Origin of the sequence: Sinobaca qinghaiensis, assembly GCF_003610495.1 — a bacterium.
GTDB lineage: Bacteria > Bacillota > Bacilli > Bacillales > Marinococcaceae > Sinobaca > Sinobaca qinghaiensis.
This window is the reverse complement of the sequence record NZ_RAPK01000006.1, coordinates 601021-622056: the sequence shown is the minus strand read 5'-3', so window position 1 is coordinate 622056 and position 21036 is coordinate 601021. Positions and strand designations below refer to the sequence as shown.

Sequence of the window (21036 nt, the reverse complement as noted above, 5' to 3'; positions counted from 1 at the left end):
GCGTCTCCATCGGCATCCGCGTCTCCATCAGCATCCGCGTCTCCATCGGCATCCGCGTCTCCGTCTCCTTCATCTACATCTTCTACTACAACTTCGGTTGTACCAGCATTTGTCGTTCCTACTGTTACATCGACTAGATCTCCATCAGTTGAAGCAGCTGATATAGGATATGTTCCTGGTGCCAGCGGCTCATCAAATGTAAGATCTAAATCCACTTGCAGATCAGGGCTTAATCCTAGTTCTATTAAAAGATCAGCAATATCAACTATTCCCAGATCTACTGCCAGAGCGTTAATCAAACTGGCATTCAATATTTGAGAAAAATCAACTCTGATCTGGTTGCCATCTACAACCGCCTCCGGGCTGCCCGCATTTACACTAAGAAGACCTCCCGATACGGTAGGTGTGCCTACTGTGGCGTTGTCCAGAACACCTTCAGGAAATTCAAAAATCACGACTCCGTCTTCAAGCACGCTTACATCTGCAAGTGAGCTTGCAGAATAGCTGAGATCCAGGGTTTGGCTCTCCGGCGTGTACGTGGAACTTAGAGAATTATTCTCAAAAATACTTACGTCAATGGCCTCTGCACTCTGCGTACCTGACAAAATATTGCTCATTGAACTGATTGTATTGGAACCCGTCTTTGCTCCATAGTCGCTCACCGCTCCGCCTGCAAACGGCATAATAGTAATAGATGCAGCGGTCATAATAGCTATTGTTTTGTGTTTATGCCTCTTTTGGCTTCGATCCATTTTTTTCCGGTAATCAATATGTGTACTCTGCTTTTTTTTCATTTGGTTCCCCCCTGTTATTTAATAAAGAAAGATTCCTGACCAGACTGTTAGTAAATATATATGCTGGATTCAAATAAGAACACTCCCTCTCTTGTGACGAAAGATTACTATTGAATTGTAAAATATTAATAAATCTGAAAATTTAAATATGTTAATATTTTTTGCAATAATTAAATATGCATATGTTTTATACAAAAAAATCCGTTTTTCCTTAAATAAGGAAAAACGGATTTTTTTCTGTACGTTTATTCAATTGGAAAACGAAGCACAAAGATAGTTTCACCAGGTCTGCTGCTTTTCAGCGCAAGGTCTCCATTTAAGCTCTGAGCGATCATCAGGCTGAATGCAAGGCCAAGCCCCAGCCCATGTGTTTCATATTTCTTATTTTCTCCACGGAAAAACCGTTCGAAAATATATTCTTTTTCTTCTTCCTCGATTCCTTTTCCGCTGTCTGTAACTTCAATGTATGCTTGTTCCTCTTCCTGCTTCATATTCACACAAATAGTACCTTCCATCCCTGTTCCAAACGATTGCTGGGCATTATTCAGCAGATTAATCATAATCTGCTGGAGCCGGGCGGAATCAATTTGAACGTATACCTTTTCATCCGGCACATCTAGTTGAAGAGTTGTCCGGCTTTCTTTGTTGGTGACTTCCCACTGATGAATAACTTCCTGCAGAAGAGCCCCTATTTCTCTTTTTTCCATCACGACGTTAACGCCATTAGCGCTGAACGTATTAAATGCCAGAAGGTCGGCTACCATTGTTTTCATCCGTTCGGTTTCTTTTAAGGAGATATCGATAAATTCTACAGCTTCCTCATCGGTCACTACGTCATCTTTTACCGCCTGCAGAAGGCCGCTGATGGAAGTAATCGGTGTTTTCAGCTCATGAGTTACTCCTGCGAGCAGTTCGGTCCGTAGTTTTTCCAGCCTTTGAAGCCGGGCGGACATTTCTTTAAAAGAGTCCACCAGCTCATAAATTTCTTTTTCCCGGACATTCTCAGGAAGGGTGAAATTATAATTCTGGTCTTTTACAAGCTTGGCAGCGCCGGATACACGCTTTACCGGGTAGGTAAGTCTCCGGGACAGCACATAAATCGTCAGCCAGCCTAAAAGAGACAGGGCTATTACCATAATGGCCACCAGACTGTATTCCTGGTTTAACTGGGCTACTTCATCCACCGGCTGAATAATAACCACCCAGCCAATGTTTGCCCCCTCCTGGATAATCGGCGCTTTCACTAAGAAAGAATTTCCTACCATATCTATATTTAAACGCTGAATCGAATCTTGTTTTTCCAGCACACTGGCCGGAAAAGCAAGTTCCGGTTCAAATCCCCGGATAGCGTTGCTTGTAATAGAATCTCCATTATTATCAACAATATAAATAAGTGGATTCGTTTCAATATTAAGAACGCTCTGCCGATCCTGAAAAAAATCGGGAACCTCTTCCCTCGGCAGGGTTCCGCTCCCGCTTTCTGTAGCCACACGATCCGCCATTTCCTGAGCTACCAGCTGTGTTACGTTCAGCCTGTGATCTACTGTCGTCTGGCGGATCCAGAACAAAGAAAGCACAGCGATAATAAGCAGTCCTATGAGCAGTGTCAGTAAATATAAAGTAGTCCAGTATCGGAGAATGGAGATTTTCCGGTTTTTATTCATAAACACAGAACTGATACCCCAATCCCCGGAGCGTTTTTATTTCTCCTTCTTTGGAAGGCCAGTGTTTTAAAGACTGGCGGATTCTTTTGATGGAAAGATCAACTGCCCGGTCGCTTCCTTCATAATCCATGCCCCACACGTGATAAATAATCTGTTCCCGCTCCATTGTCTGGTTGGGGTGGCCGGCCAGAAAGAGAAATAATGATAAATCACGCGGGGAAAATGTAATATCCACCCCATTTAACGTCACGCGGTGTGCTTTTGTGTAAATGGTCAGACTCCCAAAATGCTGGACGTCTTCTTCAGATAAAGTAGTACCAGAGCGGCGCAGCACCGCTTTCACACGGGCCACTACTTCTTTTCCGTCAAACGGTTTTGGTATGTAGTCGTCCGCTCCCTCATCAAGGCCTTTCAAGCGGTAATCCATGTCTCCCAATGCGGTCAGCATAATGACGGGACAGGCACTTTTTTCACGTATATGTTTCAGAATGTCCCAGCCGTCAATTCCCGGAAGCATCACATCGACTAAAGCCAGATCCGGCCGGTTACGATCAAAAGCTTTAATGCCTTCCTCTCCATGATAAACCTGTTCGGTGTCGAATCCTGCTTTTTGCAGATATGCTTTAAGTACTTGGCTGATTGACGCTTCATCTTCAATAATAAGTATTTTTTCCATTCGGTTCCCCTCACTTTTTTCCAGTATAACAGCTTTTTATATATTGCCTGCAGTTAAAAGAATATATAAAGAAAGAGCCTCCGATGGCGTTCGGAGACTCTCTCTTATATATTATTTAAAAGGGGGTATGCTTATAATATATAGACCCAATGTGTCCGGTGTATGTCGAATAAAAAAAGTTTTATATTTTTTTCAGCTGCCCAGAAAAAGAATGCCATACACAATGGAAAGAATGATCACGAAAGCAGGATGCACTTTCCACTTTTCCATCAGCAGATAGCTGCCGACAAGCAGAATAATCGTCTGCACGGCCCCGGCTCCTTCCAGTGCGCTTTCCAGAAACTGAAAGGTCAGGATGCCAAGCAGAACAGCAATAATCGGCCGTACATATGTTGTCAGTCTTTTTACTTTTGGTGACTGCCGGTACGCATATAGCAGGCCCATCAAAAGCAGCATTAGAATAAGAGAAGGTGCAATAGTGGCAAACAGGGCGACTGCTGCTCCGAACACCCCTCCTGTCTCGTATCCGATATAGGCCGCCATTTTTGTAGCAATAGGACCGGGAAGCGCATTTCCTATTGCAAGCACCTCACTGAACTCACCGACGCTCATCCACTCATACCGCTCCACCACTTCATGCTGAATCAGAGGGATCGAAGCCGGTCCGCCGCCGTATCCGAGAATTCCCGGCAGGAAAAAAGCTATAAAGATATTCCAATAAACGATCACGCCGATCCCTCCTTCTTTTTATCGTTGCGCAGAAGCGCTGCAGCAATTAAAAGAACGATAACAATCGCAGGATGGACATTCAGAACGCTGATAATAAGCAGGCCGAATATAATGAAAAACAATACCCGCACCCAGCCCAGATCTTTTGTAGATTTTTGGATAAAGCTCCATGTCAGGACACCCATCATAACAGTTACCACAGGAAGCACGCCGTTTGTAATGCCGTTCACCCAGGCGGCATCCTGAAAATTGGCAAGCACTGCAAACAGGGCAATCATTAACACAGCTGTCGGTCCTACGATTGCAATGACGCCGTTAACAGCCCCAAGTGCTCCTCCTTTTTTGTAGCCGATGTATCCCGCAAGCTTCGTCACAATTGGGCCGGGAAGCGTATTTCCAAGCGCAAGTACATCCCCAAATTCTTCATCTGTCATCCATTTATAGTGTTCAACCACTTCTTTATGTACTAAAGGAATGGAAGCCGGTCCGCCGCCGTACCCAAGCATCCCTACTCGAAAAAAAGCTAAAAAGATCCGCCACTGCATATAACCGTCCCCTTACTTTTGTTTTCATTATTCTAACACATAATAACTAACCGTTGTATTTTATCCAATAATAATGTCTTTTTGTTTATAATTTATGCTTATTATGTACTTTATGGTAGAATGAATAAAAATCTTAATCAAAGAGAAGGAGAATTTGGATGCTGGACAAAGTAGACCAGGGAATTGTTGATTGTTTAGTGGAGGATGGCCGGATGTCCTATGTGGATATTGGAAAACGTTTGAATATTTCCCGCGTATCGGTTAGAGACCGGGTGCAGCAGCTAAAAGAAAAAGGCATTATCGAACGATTCAGCGTCGTTGTCAACTCGGAAAAAACCGGGAAGACCGTTTCTGCTTTTTTTGAAGTAGACTGCGAACCGGCGTCGCTGGTAAAGGTTGCGGAAACGTTAGTGGAGAATCCAAGTGTGGCCAGCTGTTATCAAATGACCGGGCCAAGCACTCTGCACATGCACGTACTTGTAGATGATTTTAAAAGCCTGGAACTGTTTATAAATGAAGAGCTGTACGCGCTCGAAGGTATCACGAGAGTGGAAAGCCATATTCTGTTACGGCGTTTTAAAAGCAGATCCGGCTTGAAACTTTAAAACTGTCCGCATTTGAGATGTGGCATCTTTGTGAATTGTCGTTTAAACCTCCTCATTTAAGTGAAAACATAAACATAGGAATACTTACAAAGGGGAGAAGAACATGTGGAGAAAAAATATGCTGTTTCTTTTTACAGCAGCTTTTATTTTAATTCTTGCTGCCTGCGGAAGCAGTGGAGCAGAAGATGAAGACGATGAAATTGCCTCAGAAGGAGGCCAGTACACCGCTTCCGTTGATATGATAAACAGCGAAGAAGAGGAAGCCGGAACGGCCGAAATTGTTCAGGCTGAGGATGGAAACGTCACAATCCAATTGGATCTTTCCGGTCTTCCTGCTGACAGTACACATGGCATTCACCTTCACCAGACAGGCGAATGTACCGCGCCGGACTTTGAATCAGCCGGAGATCATTTTAACCCGACCGATGCTGAACACGGTACAGATTCAGAAGGCGGGCCACATGTAGGAGACCTTCCAAATATTGAAACAGATGAAAATGGTGAAGTGACTACAGAACTTGATGCATCTGATGAAATTATTGTAGACCGTATGGAAGATAATTCATTGTTTGACGATGATAATACGGCTCTCGTCGTGCATGAGAATGCCGATGACTATGAAACACAGCCTTCCGGAGATTCCGGAGACCGTATTGCCTGCGGAGTAGTTGAATAATTAAGCCTCAGCAGACCGCCCTTAAAAGGCGGTCTTTTTTAATATCCAGCTAAATCATCAAAAGTCGCCATGTTTTTTATCATTGCAGCCGAAGCTTCTAAAATAGAATGGGCAAGCAGAGCCCCCGTCCCTTCGCCAAGCCTCATTCCCAGTTCAAGAATGGGATCAAGGCCCAGTTTTTCGATAGCAAAAGCATGCCCTTTTTCCGCAGAACGATGCCCTAAAAAGAGATACGGTTTTATCTCCGGATGCATGGTAACAGCGGCCAGCGCTGCCGTCGTATTAATAAACCCGTCGACAATAACAGGTATTCTTTTTTCTGCCGCTTCCAGCATTGCTCCTGTCATTCCCGCTATCTCGTATCCGCCTACTTCGGCCAGCACGTTCCATATGTCAGAGGGATCAGGCTTTCTCTCTTCCAGGGATTCACGAATCACCATCTCCTTCTTTTTTATACCTTTGTCATCCAACCCCGTTCCCGCGCCGGTCACTTCAGCAGGATCCACCTGATACAACGCGGCCAGTACAGCACTGCTTGAGGTAGTATTGCCTATTCCCATTTCGCCGGTAATAAGGCATTCCAGATTATTTGTTTCAATAAAGGCGGCTGCTTCCTCTCTTCCAATCTGCACCGCAGCCTGCACCTGCTGTAGTGTCATCGCTGCTTCTTTCCTGAAATTTTTTGTTCCCTTTCCTGCTTTTCGGCTGATCCCAATAAAATGCGTATCCAGATCATCGACCATACCAATATCAATCAGCTGAAACGCAGCGTTTTTCTCTCGCGCAAAGGCATTAACGGCTGCCCCTTCATGCTGAAAGTTTTTAGCCATCTGCCCGGTTATACTCTGCGGAAAAGCAGATACTCCTTCTTCGGTAATTCCGTGATCAGCGGCAAATACGAGTACCCCTGCTTTTTTTACAGAAGGAGCCCTCACTTCAGTTATACCGGCAAGCTGGACGGCTATATCCTCCAGCTGCCCCAGGCTCCCGGGCGGCTTCGTCAAAGTTTGTATGTAGTTTCGTGCATCTTCGGCCGCCTTCTCATTAAATGGCGGAATCGTAAATGTCTGCATATCAGGCATGCTCCTTATCTTATAGGTGTGGATTTGCTATAACCATTGTAGCAATCCTTTTCCTATCTGGCGGGATTCTTTTTTTTACCGTTCAAAATTCATTATAATTACTTATATTCACTTAATTAAACTTGTGATAATATTAGCTTATCACTTACTTTCACTTATCCAGGAGGCAGCCATGTATCAGGAAGAAAGACTGATTGCGATAATAGATTACCTTGAAAAGCACGAACGTGTGTCCGCAGCGGTTATCTGCGAGTTATTCGATGTATCAAAAGACACTGCCCGCCGTGACCTTGTTCGCCTGGAAGAAGAAAAACGAATTATCCGGACAAGGGGCGGGGCCATTCTGCCGAGCAGGCACGATCAGGTAGGCGATTATCAACAGCGTCTGCAGACAGTGTCTACAGAAAAAAAGAAAATCGGGCGCACCGCGGCTTCTCTAGTATATGATGAAGATAAGCTTATACTCGACGCTTCCACTACGGTTCAGGCATGCGCGGAGTATATAAGCGACCAATCCTGTACGGTTATTACGAATTCCACCCATCAGGCGGCCATTCTTTCGTCAAAACCGAATGTTCGTATTCATATTCTAGGCGGGGAGCTGCACAAGGAGCAGCAGTTTCTTCATGGCGAATCTGTCACAGATAAGTTAAGTGAGTATTTCACCGATACGGCATTTCTTGGAGTGGTCGGTATTTCTGAACACGGCCTGACTATTGCACATGAAGAGGACGGCATGGTAAAGCGCAGGATGATCAAACAGGCGAAACGCCGAATTGCGCTGGCTGACCATTCAAAAATAGGGGTTACGTCTTTTTATAAGTTTGCCGACCTCTCTGAAATGGACGTATTGATTACCGACAGGCCCCCCTCCCCGTCTTTTCAAAAGCTTCTAAGCCAACACGGGGTGGAACTGCTTGTCAGTGAAGAAAGGACAAACAACCAATGAAAAAATTAGTTGCTGTTGATTTAGATGGAACCCTTTTAAACAGCTCCAGTCAAATCAGCCCGGAAAACCTGGATGCCATCCGCAAAGCCCAGCAGAATAATATAGAAGTAGTAATAGCTACAGGCCGGGCTCATTTTGATGTGAAATACTTGTTTGAAGGCACCGGCATTAACACGTGGATTATTGCAGCCAATGGCGCTACCCTCCACACTCCCGAATACGATGAACATACAAAAATCCCACTGGATAAACAGGAAGCTCTCTCTGCGCTGGAATGGCTGGAAAAAAACCGCTTCTACTATGAAGTATTCAGTAATAATGCTATTTATACAGCACAGAACAGCCGGGACATATTAACAATTGAAATGGATCGTATTGCAAGCGCTAATCCTGGAATAAACAAAGAAACACTTTTAAAATCGACACGCAAACAGTACAGTCAGTTTGGATTTTCCTTCATTAACAATCATAAGGAGCTCGCGGACGACTCCATTGACCTGTTTAATATTCTTGCATTTTCCTTCGATCCGGAGAAGCTCGATCTCGGCTGGAAAGAGTTTGAAGACCGCAGCGACCTTACTTTAGTAAGTTCTTCCAAACATAATTTCGAACTCGAACACCATACCGCCTCCAAAGGAAAAATGCTGAAACGTCTTGCTTTAGAACTGGGAGTATCGATGGAGCATACCACTGCGATTGGTGACAGCTTAAATGATGTATCAATGCTGACTGCCGCCGGACGGGGGTTTGCGATGGCCAACGCCCTTGAAGAAGTAAAGCATATCAGCACAGAGGTGACGAGGAGCAACGATGAACACGGCGTGGCCCATGTCCTGCATCAACTGATCGATTAATAGAAACCCCCGGCACAGTTGATGCACCGGGGGATTTTTATGCAGTTTTTGGTTCCCCCTGGCTCCCGCTTCCTGCTTTTTTTACAGTAACTACAATCGCCCCGGCCCAAAAGGCTAAGATCGCAAGGTGAATTACTACGCTCCATTCTTCCGGGACATGAATGGTGGATAAAAGCGTCCGGGCATTGGTCAAAATGATAAACCCACCTACCAGCACACCCAGCAGATGCGCAGGTACAATCCGCACCAGATAGGCAGCAATTGGGGCAGCTATCACGCCTCCGATTACGAAAGCACCAATTAATGCCCAGTTCAGCTGGGACCATCCCAGAAAGATGAGAAACCCAACAGATGCTGAAACGGCAATGAAAAACTCGCTTGTATCGACTGTGCCAATAATTTTTCTCGGGGTCAATCCACGTTGGGAAAGAAGAACCGGTGTATTAATAGGTCCCCATCCCCCGCCTCCAACTGCATCAAAGAATCCGGCAACCGCGCCAAGCGGCAGAAGAAATACGGTTTTATTCCGGCCCGGCTTTACGGTGACCGCTTTATTCATCTTAAAAAGAAATCGGTACATAATATAAACGCCTAGCGATAATAGAAAAATTGAAATAAACGGCTTAATAACGTCTCCCGGAATGCTGCTGAGAAGCGCAGCTCCGGCAAAAGCCCCTCCAACACCCGGCAGAATAAGCTTGAACAGCATTTCCTTATCCACATTCTTAAAATACAAGTGCGATGCCCCGGATGCGGCAGTCGTTGCTATTTCCGATAAGTGAACGGTTGCTGAAACAATGGCAGGGGCCATGCCGAACGTAAGCAGAAGCGTAGTGGACGTTGCGCCATATGACATGCCGAGTGCCCCATCTATAAGCTGGGCCAGAAAACCTACAATGGAAAAAATGATTAATTTACGCACCGCCATTCACTCCTCTTTTGTTTTCTTTTTAATCTTGACTATTCTTATATGGTTTATATGATATTAATCTGATTTTATAAATATAGCTATAGGTCTTTGTTCGCGTTATTGATAAAATAAGAAATTAAAAATACTTTTGTATTTAACCAGAGGATACGGGTATATTATTAATAACTAGTATTGCAACCAATGTTCCTCAGTCTATCATTTACTTAATCAATAGGAATAAAGGAGGGAAGTGTTTATGAATTATGGAATTCTAATACTCACCTTTTTCACTGTGGTTATTGTAGCCGTACTGGGAAATTTATTGATTGGCAAACAAGAATTGTCGTGGTTTGAGCAGTTAAAAAGACCAAAATTTTTTAATGCCTCCATAAAGCTTTTCCTGATTGTCGGAATACTATATTACATGATAGTGGGGATCATTTTGTATAGAGCCCTCGATGCAACAAATACGTTTGTTGTCGTGCTTTCCATTGTTATTTTGGTCTTGAATGAACTTTGGAACATTGCTTTTTTCAAACCTAAAAGCACATTTAACGGGTTTATGGGTATCGTTATTTACCTTGTTCCCTGCATCATTTTATTCACTGCTCTCCTCCGTTTTGACAACCTTTCTGCCTTTTTATTTTTTCTTTATGTACTATGGGTTTTGTATGATTTGTATTGGACCTATGGCTTATGGAAACTTAATAAAAGCAGAAAAAAATAAACAGATCGCGACTCATGCCGAAAAGACATTTATGAAGATAAAATGAAAGATTTTGCTTTTTTAGCTGAGGTATAACCAGCATAGAGCGTCTACCTTTGCAAAATTTTTATAAATATACGTACCTCTCATCTTTTTCAACAAACAAAAAAAGCCGCTTCCCCTCTCGGAGAAACGGCTTTTGCTTTTCGTTTATTAATTAATGTCGTTCTTATACTGCATGTAGACCACATGCGTTTCCAAGTGTTCTTCGAGGCCGTGCTTTCCGTCAGCTCCACCGAGTCCGGACTGTTTACGGCCCGCGTGGAAGCCTTGAATCGCTTCGAAGTTTTCACGGTTTACAAATGTTTCACCGAACTTCAATTCATTTGCTGCTCTCATAATTTCATGAATATTTTCGCTGAAGATAGAAGATGACAGGCCGAATACGGTATCATTGGCCATCTTAATAGCATCATCGAAATTCTTGTACGTCATGATCGGAAGAACCGGTCCGAAAATCTCTTCCTGAATAATTTCCATATCCTGCTTTACTGCGGTTAAAACAGTAGGCTGATAGAAAAAGCCTTTATCTGACTCTTTACGACTGCCACCGGTTTCTACTTTAGCTCCGGCTTTTACTGCGTTGTCCACCATTGCACTTACCGAATCAATCTGATCCTGGTTAACGAGAGGACCTACGTCAATATTTTGTTCATTCATGGAGTTTCCGACTTTAGCATTTTTCATTTTTTCCGTAATCTTACGGGTGAATTCTTCTGCTACGTCTTCATGCACATATACGCGCTCTGCGTTTGTACACGCCTGTCCGTTATTAATCGTACGGGACGCATATACATTTCCCACCGCCAGATCCACATCAGCATGCTTGGATACGATAGCAGGCGCCTTGCCGCCCAGTTCAAGATTTACTTTTGTAATACCTTTTGCAGCTGCTTCCATTACAGCAGAACCGGCATTAAAGCTTCCTGTCATGGAAATCATGCCCATTTTCGGATGGGAAGCCAACGTATTTCCTACCGTAGAGCCTTTACCATGAACAATATTGAATACGCCTTTTGGCAGATCCAGCTCGTGGATAAGTTTGGCAAATTCGCCGGCTGTGTTTGGTGTAGCCTGTCCCGGCTTAATAACAATCGTACAGCCTGTTAATAAAGCTGGTGCTACTTTTCGTGCCAGTATGAATACAGGGAAATTCCATGGAATGATGCCGCCGACTACGCCAATCGGTTTTTTAAACACCATAATATTTTCATTTGGACGGTCGCTTTCAAGAATCTCGCCTTCATACTTACGAGCCCAGCCTGCCATGTAACGGAAGTAATCGATAGCTACCGTTAATTCAGCATTGGACGTATCCATAGTTTTTCCATTTTCTTCTGTCAGGGTTTTAATAAAGTGGTCTTTTTTTTCTTCAAGCTTATCCGCAATTTTCATTAAATAGACGGCTCTATCTGCAACAGGAGTAGCTGCCCAGCTGTCAAACGCTTCGTCTGCGGCTGCTACTGCTCTTTCCGTTTCCTCTTTTGTGCCTGATGGGATAGTGGAAATAACTTCTTCTGTTGCTGGATTTATTACGTCTATTGTGTCGTCATGGTCCGATGGAACCCATTCTCCGTTAATATAATGCTGATATGTTACGTCCATAATAATAAATACCTCCCAGTATTGTTTTTGTTCGTCAGCTGCTTACTTCTTATAAGGGTACCCTAGTATATATACCACGTGTTCTTAAATTAAAACGTTTCTGAGCGAAACCGTCCGGCCTGTTTATAGAAAAAGCAGAAGCAGACAACGGAGAGAATGGCTATACCAATAAGAAAAGCGTAACTATTACTGTAGGCCGCACCTTCTCCCTGCCATACAAAAAACAAAGGACTTCCAGCCAGTCTATCCCAGCTGAGAAGTTTCCCGGAAACCGCAACCCCAAAGGCTCCGCCGATAAACTGGGTTAACTGCAGCAGTCCAAAACCGGAGGAAAATTCAGCAGGAGCCAGCTTTCCTGATAAATAATTGGGAACCCCCATCGTGATACAGGAAAACCCCAGACTGGAAACCAAAAAAAATAATCCCATCAGCCACGGTTCGTGTCCTCCAAATCCGGCGTACAAAATAGAGGCTGCTGTCACGCATACGGTCCCGCCCCCAATAATAAAGAGAATACCTGTTTTTTCTGCCATTCTGCCAATTAATATCATCAGAACAGCTGACCCGGCTGCACCTGGAAATATAATCCAACCTATAGCTGCCGTGTTTAAACTGTAAACATCAGCAAGCAGCAGTGGAGTAATAAATAAAATGGCAAAATGAATAAAAAATACAGCAAAACCGATAGCAAGGCTGAGCACGTAAATCGGCTGCTTAAGAAGAGCCGGGGCAATAAAAGGCTCTTTGACCCGGTTAATATGGATTAAAAAAAGAACAAAAGCCACAGCCCCTGCAAGAAAAAACAGACTGCCTGTTGATACAAAAAGCAGCGCGCTTACTGCTGAGGTACTTAACAATAAAAAGCCGGGGATATCAAATAATGACCCACCCGGCACTTCAAAGGGTACATTTTTTCTGTAAACCGGGATCATCAGCGCTCCCAGCACACTCACCATAAACAAAAAGCTCCAGCCTAAGTATTCCGTTAACAGTCCGCCCACGAGCGGCCCAAGCCCAAAACCCAATGTAGATGCCGAAGCATAAATGGACATGGCTTTCGCTTTTTCCTCTACTGGGAAATAACGTGTAATCATCTGCATACCAAGAGCTGACACTGATGAAGTCCCTGCCGCCTGAATAACTCTTGCGAGGATCAGCAGAGGATACGTTTCTGCGAATACGCCGAGAATAGAGCCTGCTCCGAGAAGCAGAAGGCCGATAGTCAGCAGAAAAGGTATAGCTGCATTTGTACCGAGCCTGCCGTAAATTACCACCCCGATTGCAAAAAAGACGGAATAACTGGTGACAATCCATGAGGCCGCAGCCGTATTGATTTGAAAGTCTTCCGTGATAACCGGAACGGCTATGTTAAACATAGAAGTATTCATCACCATTATTAACACATTTAAAAACAGGGCAAATAGAACTAATTTCTTTTTATAAACTATTGAATTATGCTTCATTTCCTCCATAAACGGGACCTCTTTTCATTCTAATGAACCACATCATACGATTTAAAGCCTTGATACATAAAGCTGTTAAAGAGTTAATCACAAAACAGTGTATCAGAATAATATGTTCAATATGCTGCTAAATAGTTTATTAGAATAAAAAAAAATGGGGTTTTTATCATAAGAAAACGTTCTTGATAGTGGGTAATCTTTACTTCTTTAGTGAATATCCGGCTGTTTTTCCCGTTTTTTCAGCTATTTCAGTAAAAACAATCGAGACTATTAGCACATTTTTCCATATTAGCACCGTGATAAGATTATATTTATTAGAGCAGACATACTGTAAAGGTGTACATAACTAAGGGGGTAATAAGCAAGTGTTAAATCAACAATCATTGTATGAAGAACTTCTTCGCTCTTCGGAGAATCCGACTAGAAGCTATATTGAACTATCGAATGCTATTTTGGATCAGAGCCATATTGATTCGGAACAGCGTCTGGTTATCATTAAGCGTATTTTAGCGGCTTATGAAGCGCTTCAGCCGGATAACAGCGTTTTTCCAGAGTTAAAGTCTTCATAATTTAACATTTGTTTATTCGTATCTATTTATTAAAAAAGCCATTTCCCGGCATCAGGAAATGGCTTTTTTTCTATTTATTTAAGTGCTTTGACCAATTCTTCTCCCATCAGTTCGGAAGAAAATGGATCACGGCTTGTTACGATCTGCTCGTCCGCCCAGACTGCATGAGCTTTCTTTTCCAGGCTGCCTTTATCGTAGTCTGCTGTTTTTGACAGTTCCTGTTCCAGACTGAACGGCAGAATATCAAGCAGGCCTTCCGGTTCGATTTCATCAGGATATCCCGTTACTTTTTTCCCCTCGATCAAGCTCGTACCGTCAGCTTTTTTTGCCCAAATCAACGGTGCGGGACCATGGCACTCTGCGGCAATAATTCCTTTATTGGTGTGAATGTCCGTAATCACATTGTGCAGCGCCTTGTCTTCTGCTAAATCATACATCGCTCCGTGGCCGCCTACAATTAGAAGCGCATCGTACGCTGTTGCATCCACATCGGTCAGTTTCATCGTATTGTCCGCACGACCGGATTCATACAAATTTTTATACTTTCCTTCCGGATCATAATCTTTTAGTAAACTTACTTCATCCAGTACCGGTTTGCCGCCTAATGGTGAGGCTATTTCTACGGTATGTCCTGCTTTTTCCAAAAGCTCAAGCGGTGCAAACAGTTCTTCCGCCCACCAGCCCGTTTCGTAATTATTTGCTTCGTCTTTATGACCACTTGATAATACTGCGAGTACTCTTGCCATTCTAAAACCTCCATTATAAATCATTCGTTACACACTAAATGTAATTACCCTGTTTGCCGGATCAGGAAACATCCTGCTTCGTAATAGGTTGGAGCAGTTCATATAGATATACCTTTACTTTAAAACCAATACCCCGGGTATCAGGAAACGCCGCATATCCTTTTTCCAACAGGCATTTGTTTTCATCATTTCCACCCTGTCAAAAAAAAGAAGACACCCCGCAAGGTGTCTTCTTTAAAGTCTGGATTATTGGAAATTCGTTGGAATGGTTGTCAGGTCCACTCCCCACATAAGAGGAAGCAGGTACATGACGGCCAGCGTAATAATGATGACGGCGACGACGTTGAGCCAGAAACCGTTTTTCACCATCTCAAGAATGGTTAACTTCCCGGTACCAAATATAATTGCGTTTGGCGGAGTTCCCACCGGAAGCATGAAGGCGCAGTTTGCTGCAAGCGCACATGGAACCATTAAAGCATACGGGTGTACATCCAGCGCTACGGAAAGTGCCGCAACAACCGGAAGAATCATCGTTGCTGTCGCTGTATTTGAAGTAATTTCTGTTAGGAAAAGAACCAGCAGCGCAGAAACAAAGATAATCAATAACAGGTTGGCGCCTTCCAGTACTGTCAGCCCCTCCCCGATCCACTCGGAAAGTCCGGTGCCGCTGAAGCCTGCCGCAAGTGCAAGACCACCGCCGAATAGAAGTAAAATACCCCAGGGAATTTCTTTGGAATCCTTCCATTCAAGAATTCTGCTTTCATTTTTCTTTGAAGCAGGAATAATAAACAATAGAACAGTGGCTGTCATCGCTACCATCCCGTCCGTAAGTTCAGGAACAAGATCAGCCCACAAAAAGGAGCGGGTTACCCACATAAAAGCAGCGAATGTGAAAACCGCCAGTACAGCTTTTTCTTCAAATGCTGTCTGTCCCAGCTTTTTCATTTCAGAATGAATAAGCTCACGGCCGCCCGGCAGCTGTTTTAACTGAATCTTATAAACAAACTTCGTTAAAAATACCCATGTTCCAAATAACATAATAACGGCAAGAGGCGCTGCAAATGCCATAAAACCGGCAAAGGAAATCTGTACGCCGTATAGTTCATTGACTGTACCTGCCAGAATGCTGTTTGGCGGCGTACCAATCAACGTACCCAGTCCACCAATGGTACCGGCATAACCGATACCAAATATAATAGCTTTTTCAAACTTTTTTAAGTCACTTTCATGTCCTTCTTCATTTTTCAATGCCTGCGTTACCTGATACACGATGGCAAGACCAATCGGTATCATCATCATAACGGAAGCCGTATTGGATACCCACATCGATAAAAATCCTGTGGCAAGCATAAAACCGAGGATAATTCGATTCGTGCTGACACCAATTAAATTGATAATAAACAGGGCGATTCGTTTATGGAGATTCCATTTCTCCATGGCTGTAGCAATAAAGAAACCACCGAGAAAAAGAAAGATAATATCATTACCATAAGCGGAAACGACTGTTTCATTGTCCATTGCCCCGATAATAGGAAGCAGAACGATAGGAAGCAAAGAAGTCGCAGGAATAGGAATGGCTTCTGTAATCCACCAGGTTGCCACCCACAGCGTTACCGCCAGAACGGCACGACCTTCGTATGCCAGATCAGCAGGATTAAAGAAAAACATAGCCATTAAAAATAATAAAGGACCAAGAATAAGGCCGACAAGCTGAGCTCTCGTGTAGGCTGGTTTCGGTTCGTTACCATCCGGCCCTCCTGTAGCAGCCGAAGCAGTAGAATCTCCTTTTTTGTCTGTGGAAGCTGCTATTTCCCCAGCTTTATTAACCTGGGAAAACTTTAGAAGCCGTTTTGTCTGATAGTGTGACTTCCAAAGACTTTTCCACATGGATTGTGCTGATTCAATCATGATACCCACCCTCTCTTCACAATTATGTAAACGTTTTCTTTTAATTTACCGGATTGAGCTTTCTTTGTATACCTTATGTAACTAAACGAACCCTTTTGTAACTAAAGTAAGCAAGAAAAGCGAGTCCTTTTGGTTACCTGCGCCGGATTTTGGAACTTCTTTTCCTATTATTCAGATCATAGAGCAAACATTCTTACTTTTCATTCGGGTCGTTAAAAAAGGCCGCTCTTTCCGGATTTGCCTTATACTGCCGAAGCGGACGTCCTGTTCCTTCGTAGCTCGCATCGATAAGCAGCACCTCCAGGCTTTCCAAATACTGCAGATATTTACGTAACGACACCCTCGAAATCCCGGTATCCTCGGCAAGCTCTCCGGTGGAAAACCAATTTCCATTTTTATGCTCTATTTGTTTTATAATTCGCTGAAAAGTAATTTTTGTCAAACCTTTTGGAAGCGGCTGGGATTCCTGGTTTTTATTTGTACGATTAATAATAAAATGGTCCAGCGCTTCCTGTTCCAATGATGGAGCATCCCTCATCCACGCTGTTTTTTCCTTATAACGGACCAGCGCTTCCTTAAAGCGGTCAAAATCAAAAGGCTTGATTAAATAATCGGCTGCCCCATATCGAAGGGCCCTCTCAATAGAGGCCCTGTCATTGGCGGAACTGACGACGATAACATCAACAGGCACCTCTTTTTTCCGCAGGCTGACCAGCATATCAATGCCATTCTCTCCTGCCATATAAACATCCAGAAGCAGCAGATCGATAGAGTGTGATTCAAGAGCTCTCCAGCCCTCTTCCACGCCGGAAGCTTCCGCCGCTACTTGAAAACCTGGAATTTTTTCTGTATATATTTTATTGAACTTTGCCACCATTGGGTCATCTTCAATAATCAGGACCTGTATCATCTGGGGCCTCCCTAAATGGTATTTTCACGTGAAAAACAGAGCCCTGCTGTGGTTCAGAAGAAACATCAAGTGTCCCTTCAACCGCATCCAGTGCATTTTTCAACAAATATAATCCGTATCCTCTGTCGGTGCCCTTTGTAGAAAAGCCTCTGACAAACAAATCATCCAGCTCTTCTTTCTCAATACCGGAGCCGTTGTCTTCTATAGAAAAGTGAAGCACACCGCTCTGGTAGTCAATCGCTATAATGATCTCTGCTTCGTCAACATCTTTTACTGCTTCAAATGCATTATCAGTCAGATTCCCGATAACTGTTATAACAGTATCAAGATAGGCGGGCTCTTCTAGCAGCGGCCACGGCTCGTCCCCTTCCATCGACACAAGCACGCCGTTTTCCTGAAAGTAGTTAAGCTTATTCATTAAATACCCCGCAATGACAGGATCACTGATATATCTTGTGACCCAGCCCACCTCCGTCTGATACGTATGCGAAATTTGATCAATATAGCCTTTCAGTTCTTCATACGATTCTGTAAATACCATAGCTGACATAACGTGAAGTTTGTTCATAAATTCATGAGTCTGGGCGCGTAGTGTTTCAGCGTAGGCCTTTGCACCGCTCAGCTGCTTAATAACAGCCGTAAGCTCAGTTTTATCCCGGAACGTTGCGAGCGCTCCAACAAGCCTGCCTTCTGCATATACAGGAACCCGGTTAACGACGATATCCATGCCATTTAAACTCTGCTCTTCATCGAATTCTGACCTTCCATGCACTAGCACTTCCGTCAATTTGGAATCAGGAAGAAATTCTTTCACATCATGACCGAGCGGATCTCCATAGATTCCTGCCTTTTTAAACATGGCAGCGGCAGCACGATTGGCCAATATGATAGAGCCGTCCTGGTCAATCGCTATGATACCTTCCCGGACTGAAGCAAGCATCGATTCACGTTCTTCCACCAGCTGGGAAATTTCGGCAGGCTCCATGCCGTGCATGGTTTTTTTAATTCTCCTGGCCAGCCATACAGCTCCGGCAACACCGATTAAAAGACCCGCTCCGCTACCTATATAAATATCACGCTGGCTTGAAAGTACTTCACTGTTAATATTGTCCATAAGTATCCCTACACTTACAACTCCCACCTGGGTACTTCCATTCCAGACCGGAACAAACGCACGCATCGATTCACCGAGGGTTCCCTCCGCAATGGACGTATAGGTTTCTCCATCGAAAGAATCATCCTCGTCATTTCCTACAAACCGTTCTCCAATCCGGTTTTCGTTCGGGTGGGTCAATCGAATATGATCCATGTTCATTACTACTATGTACTCCACCCCCGCCGCTTCCTGCACGTCCAGCGTATACTGCTGAAGTTCGGGACTTTCTTCTACGCCGTCGGCGAGCGTCTCCACGGTAAGAGGCGACCGAGATACGGAAACGGCCAAATTGGAAGCCTGGTCTGCCTGGTCTTCTCTTGTAGTCGCAGCTGCTTCAACTGCTACTAAAATACTCGTTACGCTTAAAGATAGTATTAATACCGCCAGCACAAGAAAAGTAATCCATGTTGTTAATGGCAGCGGCCTTCTTCCATTTGATTTACGCAGCATCTCCCATCGCACCTCTGCTAATATAATGTTTCTATTGTACCACGGCGATTTTTTCTTAAAAAATAAATGTTATCACTATCTTTCTGCCGCATAAAAAAACGCCGGGTCTATTGGACCCGGCGCGGAAAGAAAATTTATGCTGCCTGTGTCTGGTTCTGACGGCGGACCTTCTTCACATTAAAGCGAAGGAGAATCGCACAGACAAGAGCAACTATCAGCATAATATTTACAATATAAAAGGAAATAGCGTAACTGTTTGTTGCTTCTACTACAGAAGATACGATGGTTGGTCCGGCAATACCGGCCATAGCCCATGCGGTCAACAGGTAGCCGTGAATGGCTCCAAGCTGCTTTGTACCGAATAAGTCTCCGATATATGCCGGAAGACAGGCAAACCCGCCTCCGTAACAGGAGATAATAATACATAGCAGTATACCAAAGAGAACAACATTCGTAACGAGCGGCAGAACAAAAAATGCGATTACCTGAATAGAAAAGAATATAGTAAACACATTCGTCCGTCCTAAATAGTCGGAAGCTGACGCCCAGACAATTCGTCCCAGTCCATTAAAAAGTCCCATGATACCTACAATCGTCGCAGCGGTCGCCGCCGTTGATCCGGTAATTTCCTGCGTCATGCTTGATGCTACGGCTAAAAGCATAATACCAGCTGATATATTGATAAACATAATCAGCCATAACAGATAAAACCGGAGCGTCTTAATAGCCTCATTGGCTTTAAGCTGCGATAAATCTCCCGAAGGCTCTTCCTTTTTCTTTTCTTCTGTTGTATCGTTTTTACCTTCTTCTTTTTCCTGTTTCTCTCTTTCAATCATTGCTGCCGGTTTCCAGCCTTCAGGCGGTCTTTTCAGATAGCTTGCGCCTGCTACCATCATAATAATATAGGCAGTACCGAGAATATAAAATGCACCCGGTATGCTGACTGCTCCCATTAAAAACTCGGCTACGGGACTCGTAATAAGCGCTCCAGCACCAAAACCCATTACGGCCATACCAGTTGCCAGGCCTCGTCTATCCGGAAACCATTTTACCAGCGTTGAAACGGGAGTTATGTATCCAATACCCAGTCCAATTCCACCAATAACGCCATAAAAGGCAATAAACATAGGAAGGCTTTCAAGCTGAATACTCCAGCCTGCTCCCAGTGTTCCAATTCCAAACAAAGTTGCTGCTACAAACCCTGATATTCTCGGTCCGTATTTCTCTACGAAAAATCCTAAAAATGCAGCGGACATTCCCAGAAAGAAAATAGCAACAGTAAATGCCAGGCTGACATCCGAAACTGCCCAGCCTAATGTGTCGTTCAGTGGATTCTGATAGACACTGTATGCGTACACCGATCCAATAGAAAGGTGGATAGCTATTGCTGATAAAGCAATCAGCCATCTATTCTTGTTCGTTTCCATCTTTCATCCCCCTTAAGTTAATGACTATTTTTTCTTTCCCTGAATTTCATTTTCTGAAACGTTTTTGTCACATTTGACGTAACTATTTAATAAAAGAGGCGTTTATTTTTTAAAAATCATTAAAAATAAACGTGCCAGGTTTATCCTGTATCCTCTTTAAGTAAAACATAGTAAACTTACAGGCAGTAAACAAAACGAGGTGGTGAGTCTAATTGGATTTATCTAACACGATGAAATGGCTGACAGGTGCTTTTGAGCTTCTGCTGGGTATTCCCCTGCTTGGAGCGTCTATTGTACTCGGATTCGGCTACGGCCCTTTGGGCATTATGCTGATCCTCCATATTATTACTCTCTTAATATGCAGAAGAGAAATGACGGGAACCACGGGCAGCATATTTGGGATTGTCACTTCCATTATTGCGGTTATTCCTTTTGTAGGAATGGTTATGCACCTTATCACCGGCTTTATTCTTTTAATTGATGCAGCGCGTTCAAGATAAGAAAGATCCATGATATGTAAAAGCCGCCCCGTGAAATATCCCGGGGCGGCCT

Annotated in this window: 21 protein-coding genes; 7 read left to right on the top strand and 14 right to left on the bottom strand. The window is 43.8% G+C overall.

Annotation, left to right across the window (positions count from 1 at the left end; genetic code table 11):
- The 5 genes from ATL39_RS17325 to ATL39_RS03345 all read right to left on the bottom strand — a co-directional run.
- Positions 1 to 794: hypothetical protein (locus ATL39_RS17325; RefSeq protein ID WP_170146823.1), on the bottom strand; the 794-nt coding region annotated here is incomplete at its 3' end.
- A 245-nt stretch (positions 795 to 1039) separates the two neighbouring features.
- Positions 1040 to 2458, bottom strand: a complete 1419-nt coding sequence (locus ATL39_RS03360) for a HAMP domain-containing sensor histidine kinase (protein ID WP_245960916.1) — start codon at positions 2456 to 2458, stop codon at positions 1040 to 1042.
- Positions 2451 to 3134, bottom strand: a complete 684-nt coding sequence (locus tag ATL39_RS03355) for a response regulator transcription factor (protein ID WP_120191865.1) — start codon at positions 3132 to 3134, stop codon at positions 2451 to 2453. Before ATL39_RS03355 ends, ATL39_RS03360 begins: the two co-directional genes overlap by 8 nt.
- Before the next feature lie 192 nt (positions 3135 to 3326).
- Positions 3327 to 3860, bottom strand: coding sequence for a chromate transporter (locus ATL39_RS03350; RefSeq protein ID WP_120192013.1), 534 nt, complete (start codon positions 3858 to 3860; stop codon positions 3327 to 3329).
- Positions 3860 to 4408, bottom strand: a complete 549-nt coding sequence (locus tag ATL39_RS03345) for a chromate transporter (protein WP_120191864.1) — start codon at positions 4406 to 4408, stop codon at positions 3860 to 3862. The genes ATL39_RS03350 and ATL39_RS03345 overlap by 1 nt, the downstream gene beginning before the upstream one ends.
- Before the next feature lie 158 nt (positions 4409 to 4566).
- On the opposite strand from ATL39_RS03345, the gene ATL39_RS03340 reads away from it, so the two are divergent.
- Both ATL39_RS03340 and ATL39_RS03335 read left to right on the top strand, forming a co-directional pair.
- Positions 4567 to 5013 (top strand): Lrp/AsnC family transcriptional regulator, encoded by a 447-nt coding sequence (locus ATL39_RS03340; protein ID WP_120191863.1) that lies wholly within the window; start codon positions 4567 to 4569, stop codon positions 5011 to 5013.
- A 103-nt stretch (positions 5014 to 5116) separates the two neighbouring features.
- Positions 5117 to 5689 (top strand): superoxide dismutase family protein, encoded by a 573-nt coding sequence (locus ATL39_RS03335; RefSeq protein ID WP_120191862.1) that lies wholly within the window; start codon positions 5117 to 5119, stop codon positions 5687 to 5689.
- 38 nt (positions 5690 to 5727) lie between these two features.
- Here ATL39_RS03335 and cobT read toward each other — a convergent pair whose 3' ends face one another.
- Positions 5728 to 6762 (bottom strand): nicotinate-nucleotide--dimethylbenzimidazole phosphoribosyltransferase, encoded by a 1035-nt coding sequence (cobT, locus tag ATL39_RS03330; RefSeq protein WP_120191861.1) that lies wholly within the window; start codon positions 6760 to 6762, stop codon positions 5728 to 5730.
- A 181-nt stretch (positions 6763 to 6943) separates the two neighbouring features.
- Between cobT and ATL39_RS03325 the strand changes: the two genes are divergently transcribed.
- Together ATL39_RS03325 and ATL39_RS03320 are read left to right on the top strand one after the other, a co-directional pair.
- On the top strand, positions 6944 to 7720 hold the full coding sequence (locus tag ATL39_RS03325) for a DeoR/GlpR family DNA-binding transcription regulator (RefSeq protein WP_120191860.1): 777 nt from the start codon (positions 6944 to 6946) through the stop codon (positions 7718 to 7720).
- Positions 7717 to 8574 (top strand): Cof-type HAD-IIB family hydrolase, encoded by an 858-nt coding sequence (locus ATL39_RS03320; RefSeq protein WP_120191859.1) that lies wholly within the window; start codon positions 7717 to 7719, stop codon positions 8572 to 8574. The genes ATL39_RS03325 and ATL39_RS03320 overlap by 4 nt, the downstream gene beginning before the upstream one ends.
- 37 nt (positions 8575 to 8611) lie before the next feature.
- Here ATL39_RS03320 and ATL39_RS03315 read toward each other — a convergent pair whose 3' ends face one another.
- A complete protein-coding gene (locus tag ATL39_RS03315; RefSeq protein ID WP_120192012.1) occupies positions 8612 to 9496 on the bottom strand; it encodes a sulfite exporter TauE/SafE family protein in 885 nt (294 codons plus the stop codon).
- A gap of 244 nt (positions 9497 to 9740) precedes the next feature.
- On the opposite strand from ATL39_RS03315, the gene ATL39_RS03310 reads away from it, so the two are divergent.
- Positions 9741 to 10211, top strand: coding sequence for a tryptophan-rich sensory protein (locus ATL39_RS03310; protein WP_120191858.1), 471 nt, complete (start codon positions 9741 to 9743; stop codon positions 10209 to 10211).
- Positions 10212 to 10403: 192 nt separating this feature from the next.
- Here the strand turns inward: ATL39_RS03310 and aldA are convergent, their stop codons facing one another.
- Together aldA and ATL39_RS03300 are read right to left on the bottom strand one after the other, a co-directional pair.
- A complete protein-coding gene (gene aldA / locus ATL39_RS03305) occupies positions 10404 to 11855 on the bottom strand; it encodes an aldehyde dehydrogenase (RefSeq protein WP_120191857.1) in 1452 nt (483 codons plus the stop codon).
- 89 nt (positions 11856 to 11944) lie between these two features.
- Positions 11945 to 13327, bottom strand: a complete 1383-nt coding sequence (locus ATL39_RS03300) for an MFS transporter (protein WP_120191856.1) — start codon at positions 13325 to 13327, stop codon at positions 11945 to 11947.
- A gap of 356 nt (positions 13328 to 13683) precedes the next feature.
- On the opposite strand from ATL39_RS03300, the gene ATL39_RS03295 reads away from it, so the two are divergent.
- Positions 13684 to 13887 carry a hypothetical protein gene (locus tag ATL39_RS03295; RefSeq protein WP_147419327.1) on the top strand — a complete coding sequence of 68 codons (204 nt, stop codon included), beginning with the start codon at positions 13684 to 13686 and terminating at the stop codon, positions 13885 to 13887.
- Positions 13888 to 13961: 74 nt separating this feature from the next.
- On the opposite strand, the gene ATL39_RS03290 is transcribed toward ATL39_RS03295, so the two are convergent.
- The 5 genes from ATL39_RS03290 to ATL39_RS03270 all read right to left on the bottom strand — a co-directional run bounded on the left by ATL39_RS03290 (position 13962) and on the right by ATL39_RS03270 (position 20484).
- Positions 13962 to 14633, bottom strand: a complete 672-nt coding sequence (locus ATL39_RS03290; protein ID WP_120191854.1) for a type 1 glutamine amidotransferase domain-containing protein — start codon at positions 14631 to 14633, stop codon at positions 13962 to 13964.
- 246 nt (positions 14634 to 14879) lie between these two features.
- Positions 14880 to 16541 carry an SLC13 family permease gene (locus ATL39_RS03285; protein WP_120191853.1) on the bottom strand — a complete coding sequence of 554 codons (1662 nt, stop codon included), beginning with the start codon at positions 16539 to 16541 and terminating at the stop codon, positions 14880 to 14882.
- A 193-nt stretch (positions 16542 to 16734) separates the two neighbouring features.
- On the bottom strand, positions 16735 to 17451 hold the full coding sequence (locus ATL39_RS03280) for a response regulator (RefSeq protein WP_120191852.1): 717 nt from the start codon (positions 17449 to 17451) through the stop codon (positions 16735 to 16737).
- Positions 17429 to 19057: a DcuS/MalK family sensor histidine kinase gene (gene dcuS / locus ATL39_RS03275; RefSeq protein WP_120191851.1), complete on the bottom strand. Its 1629-nt coding sequence runs from the start codon at positions 19055 to 19057 to the stop codon at positions 17429 to 17431. The genes ATL39_RS03280 and dcuS overlap by 23 nt, the downstream gene beginning before the upstream one ends.
- Before the next feature lie 134 nt (positions 19058 to 19191).
- On the bottom strand, positions 19192 to 20484 hold the full coding sequence (locus tag ATL39_RS03270; RefSeq protein ID WP_120191850.1) for an L-lactate MFS transporter: 1293 nt from the start codon (positions 20482 to 20484) through the stop codon (positions 19192 to 19194).
- A 212-nt stretch (positions 20485 to 20696) separates the two neighbouring features.
- Here ATL39_RS03270 and ATL39_RS03265 point away from each other — a divergent pair, with 212 nt between their 5' ends.
- A complete protein-coding gene (locus ATL39_RS03265; RefSeq protein WP_245960902.1) occupies positions 20697 to 20984 on the top strand; it encodes a hypothetical protein in 288 nt (95 codons plus the stop codon).
- The last annotated feature ends 52 nt before the right edge of the window (positions 20985 to 21036 follow it).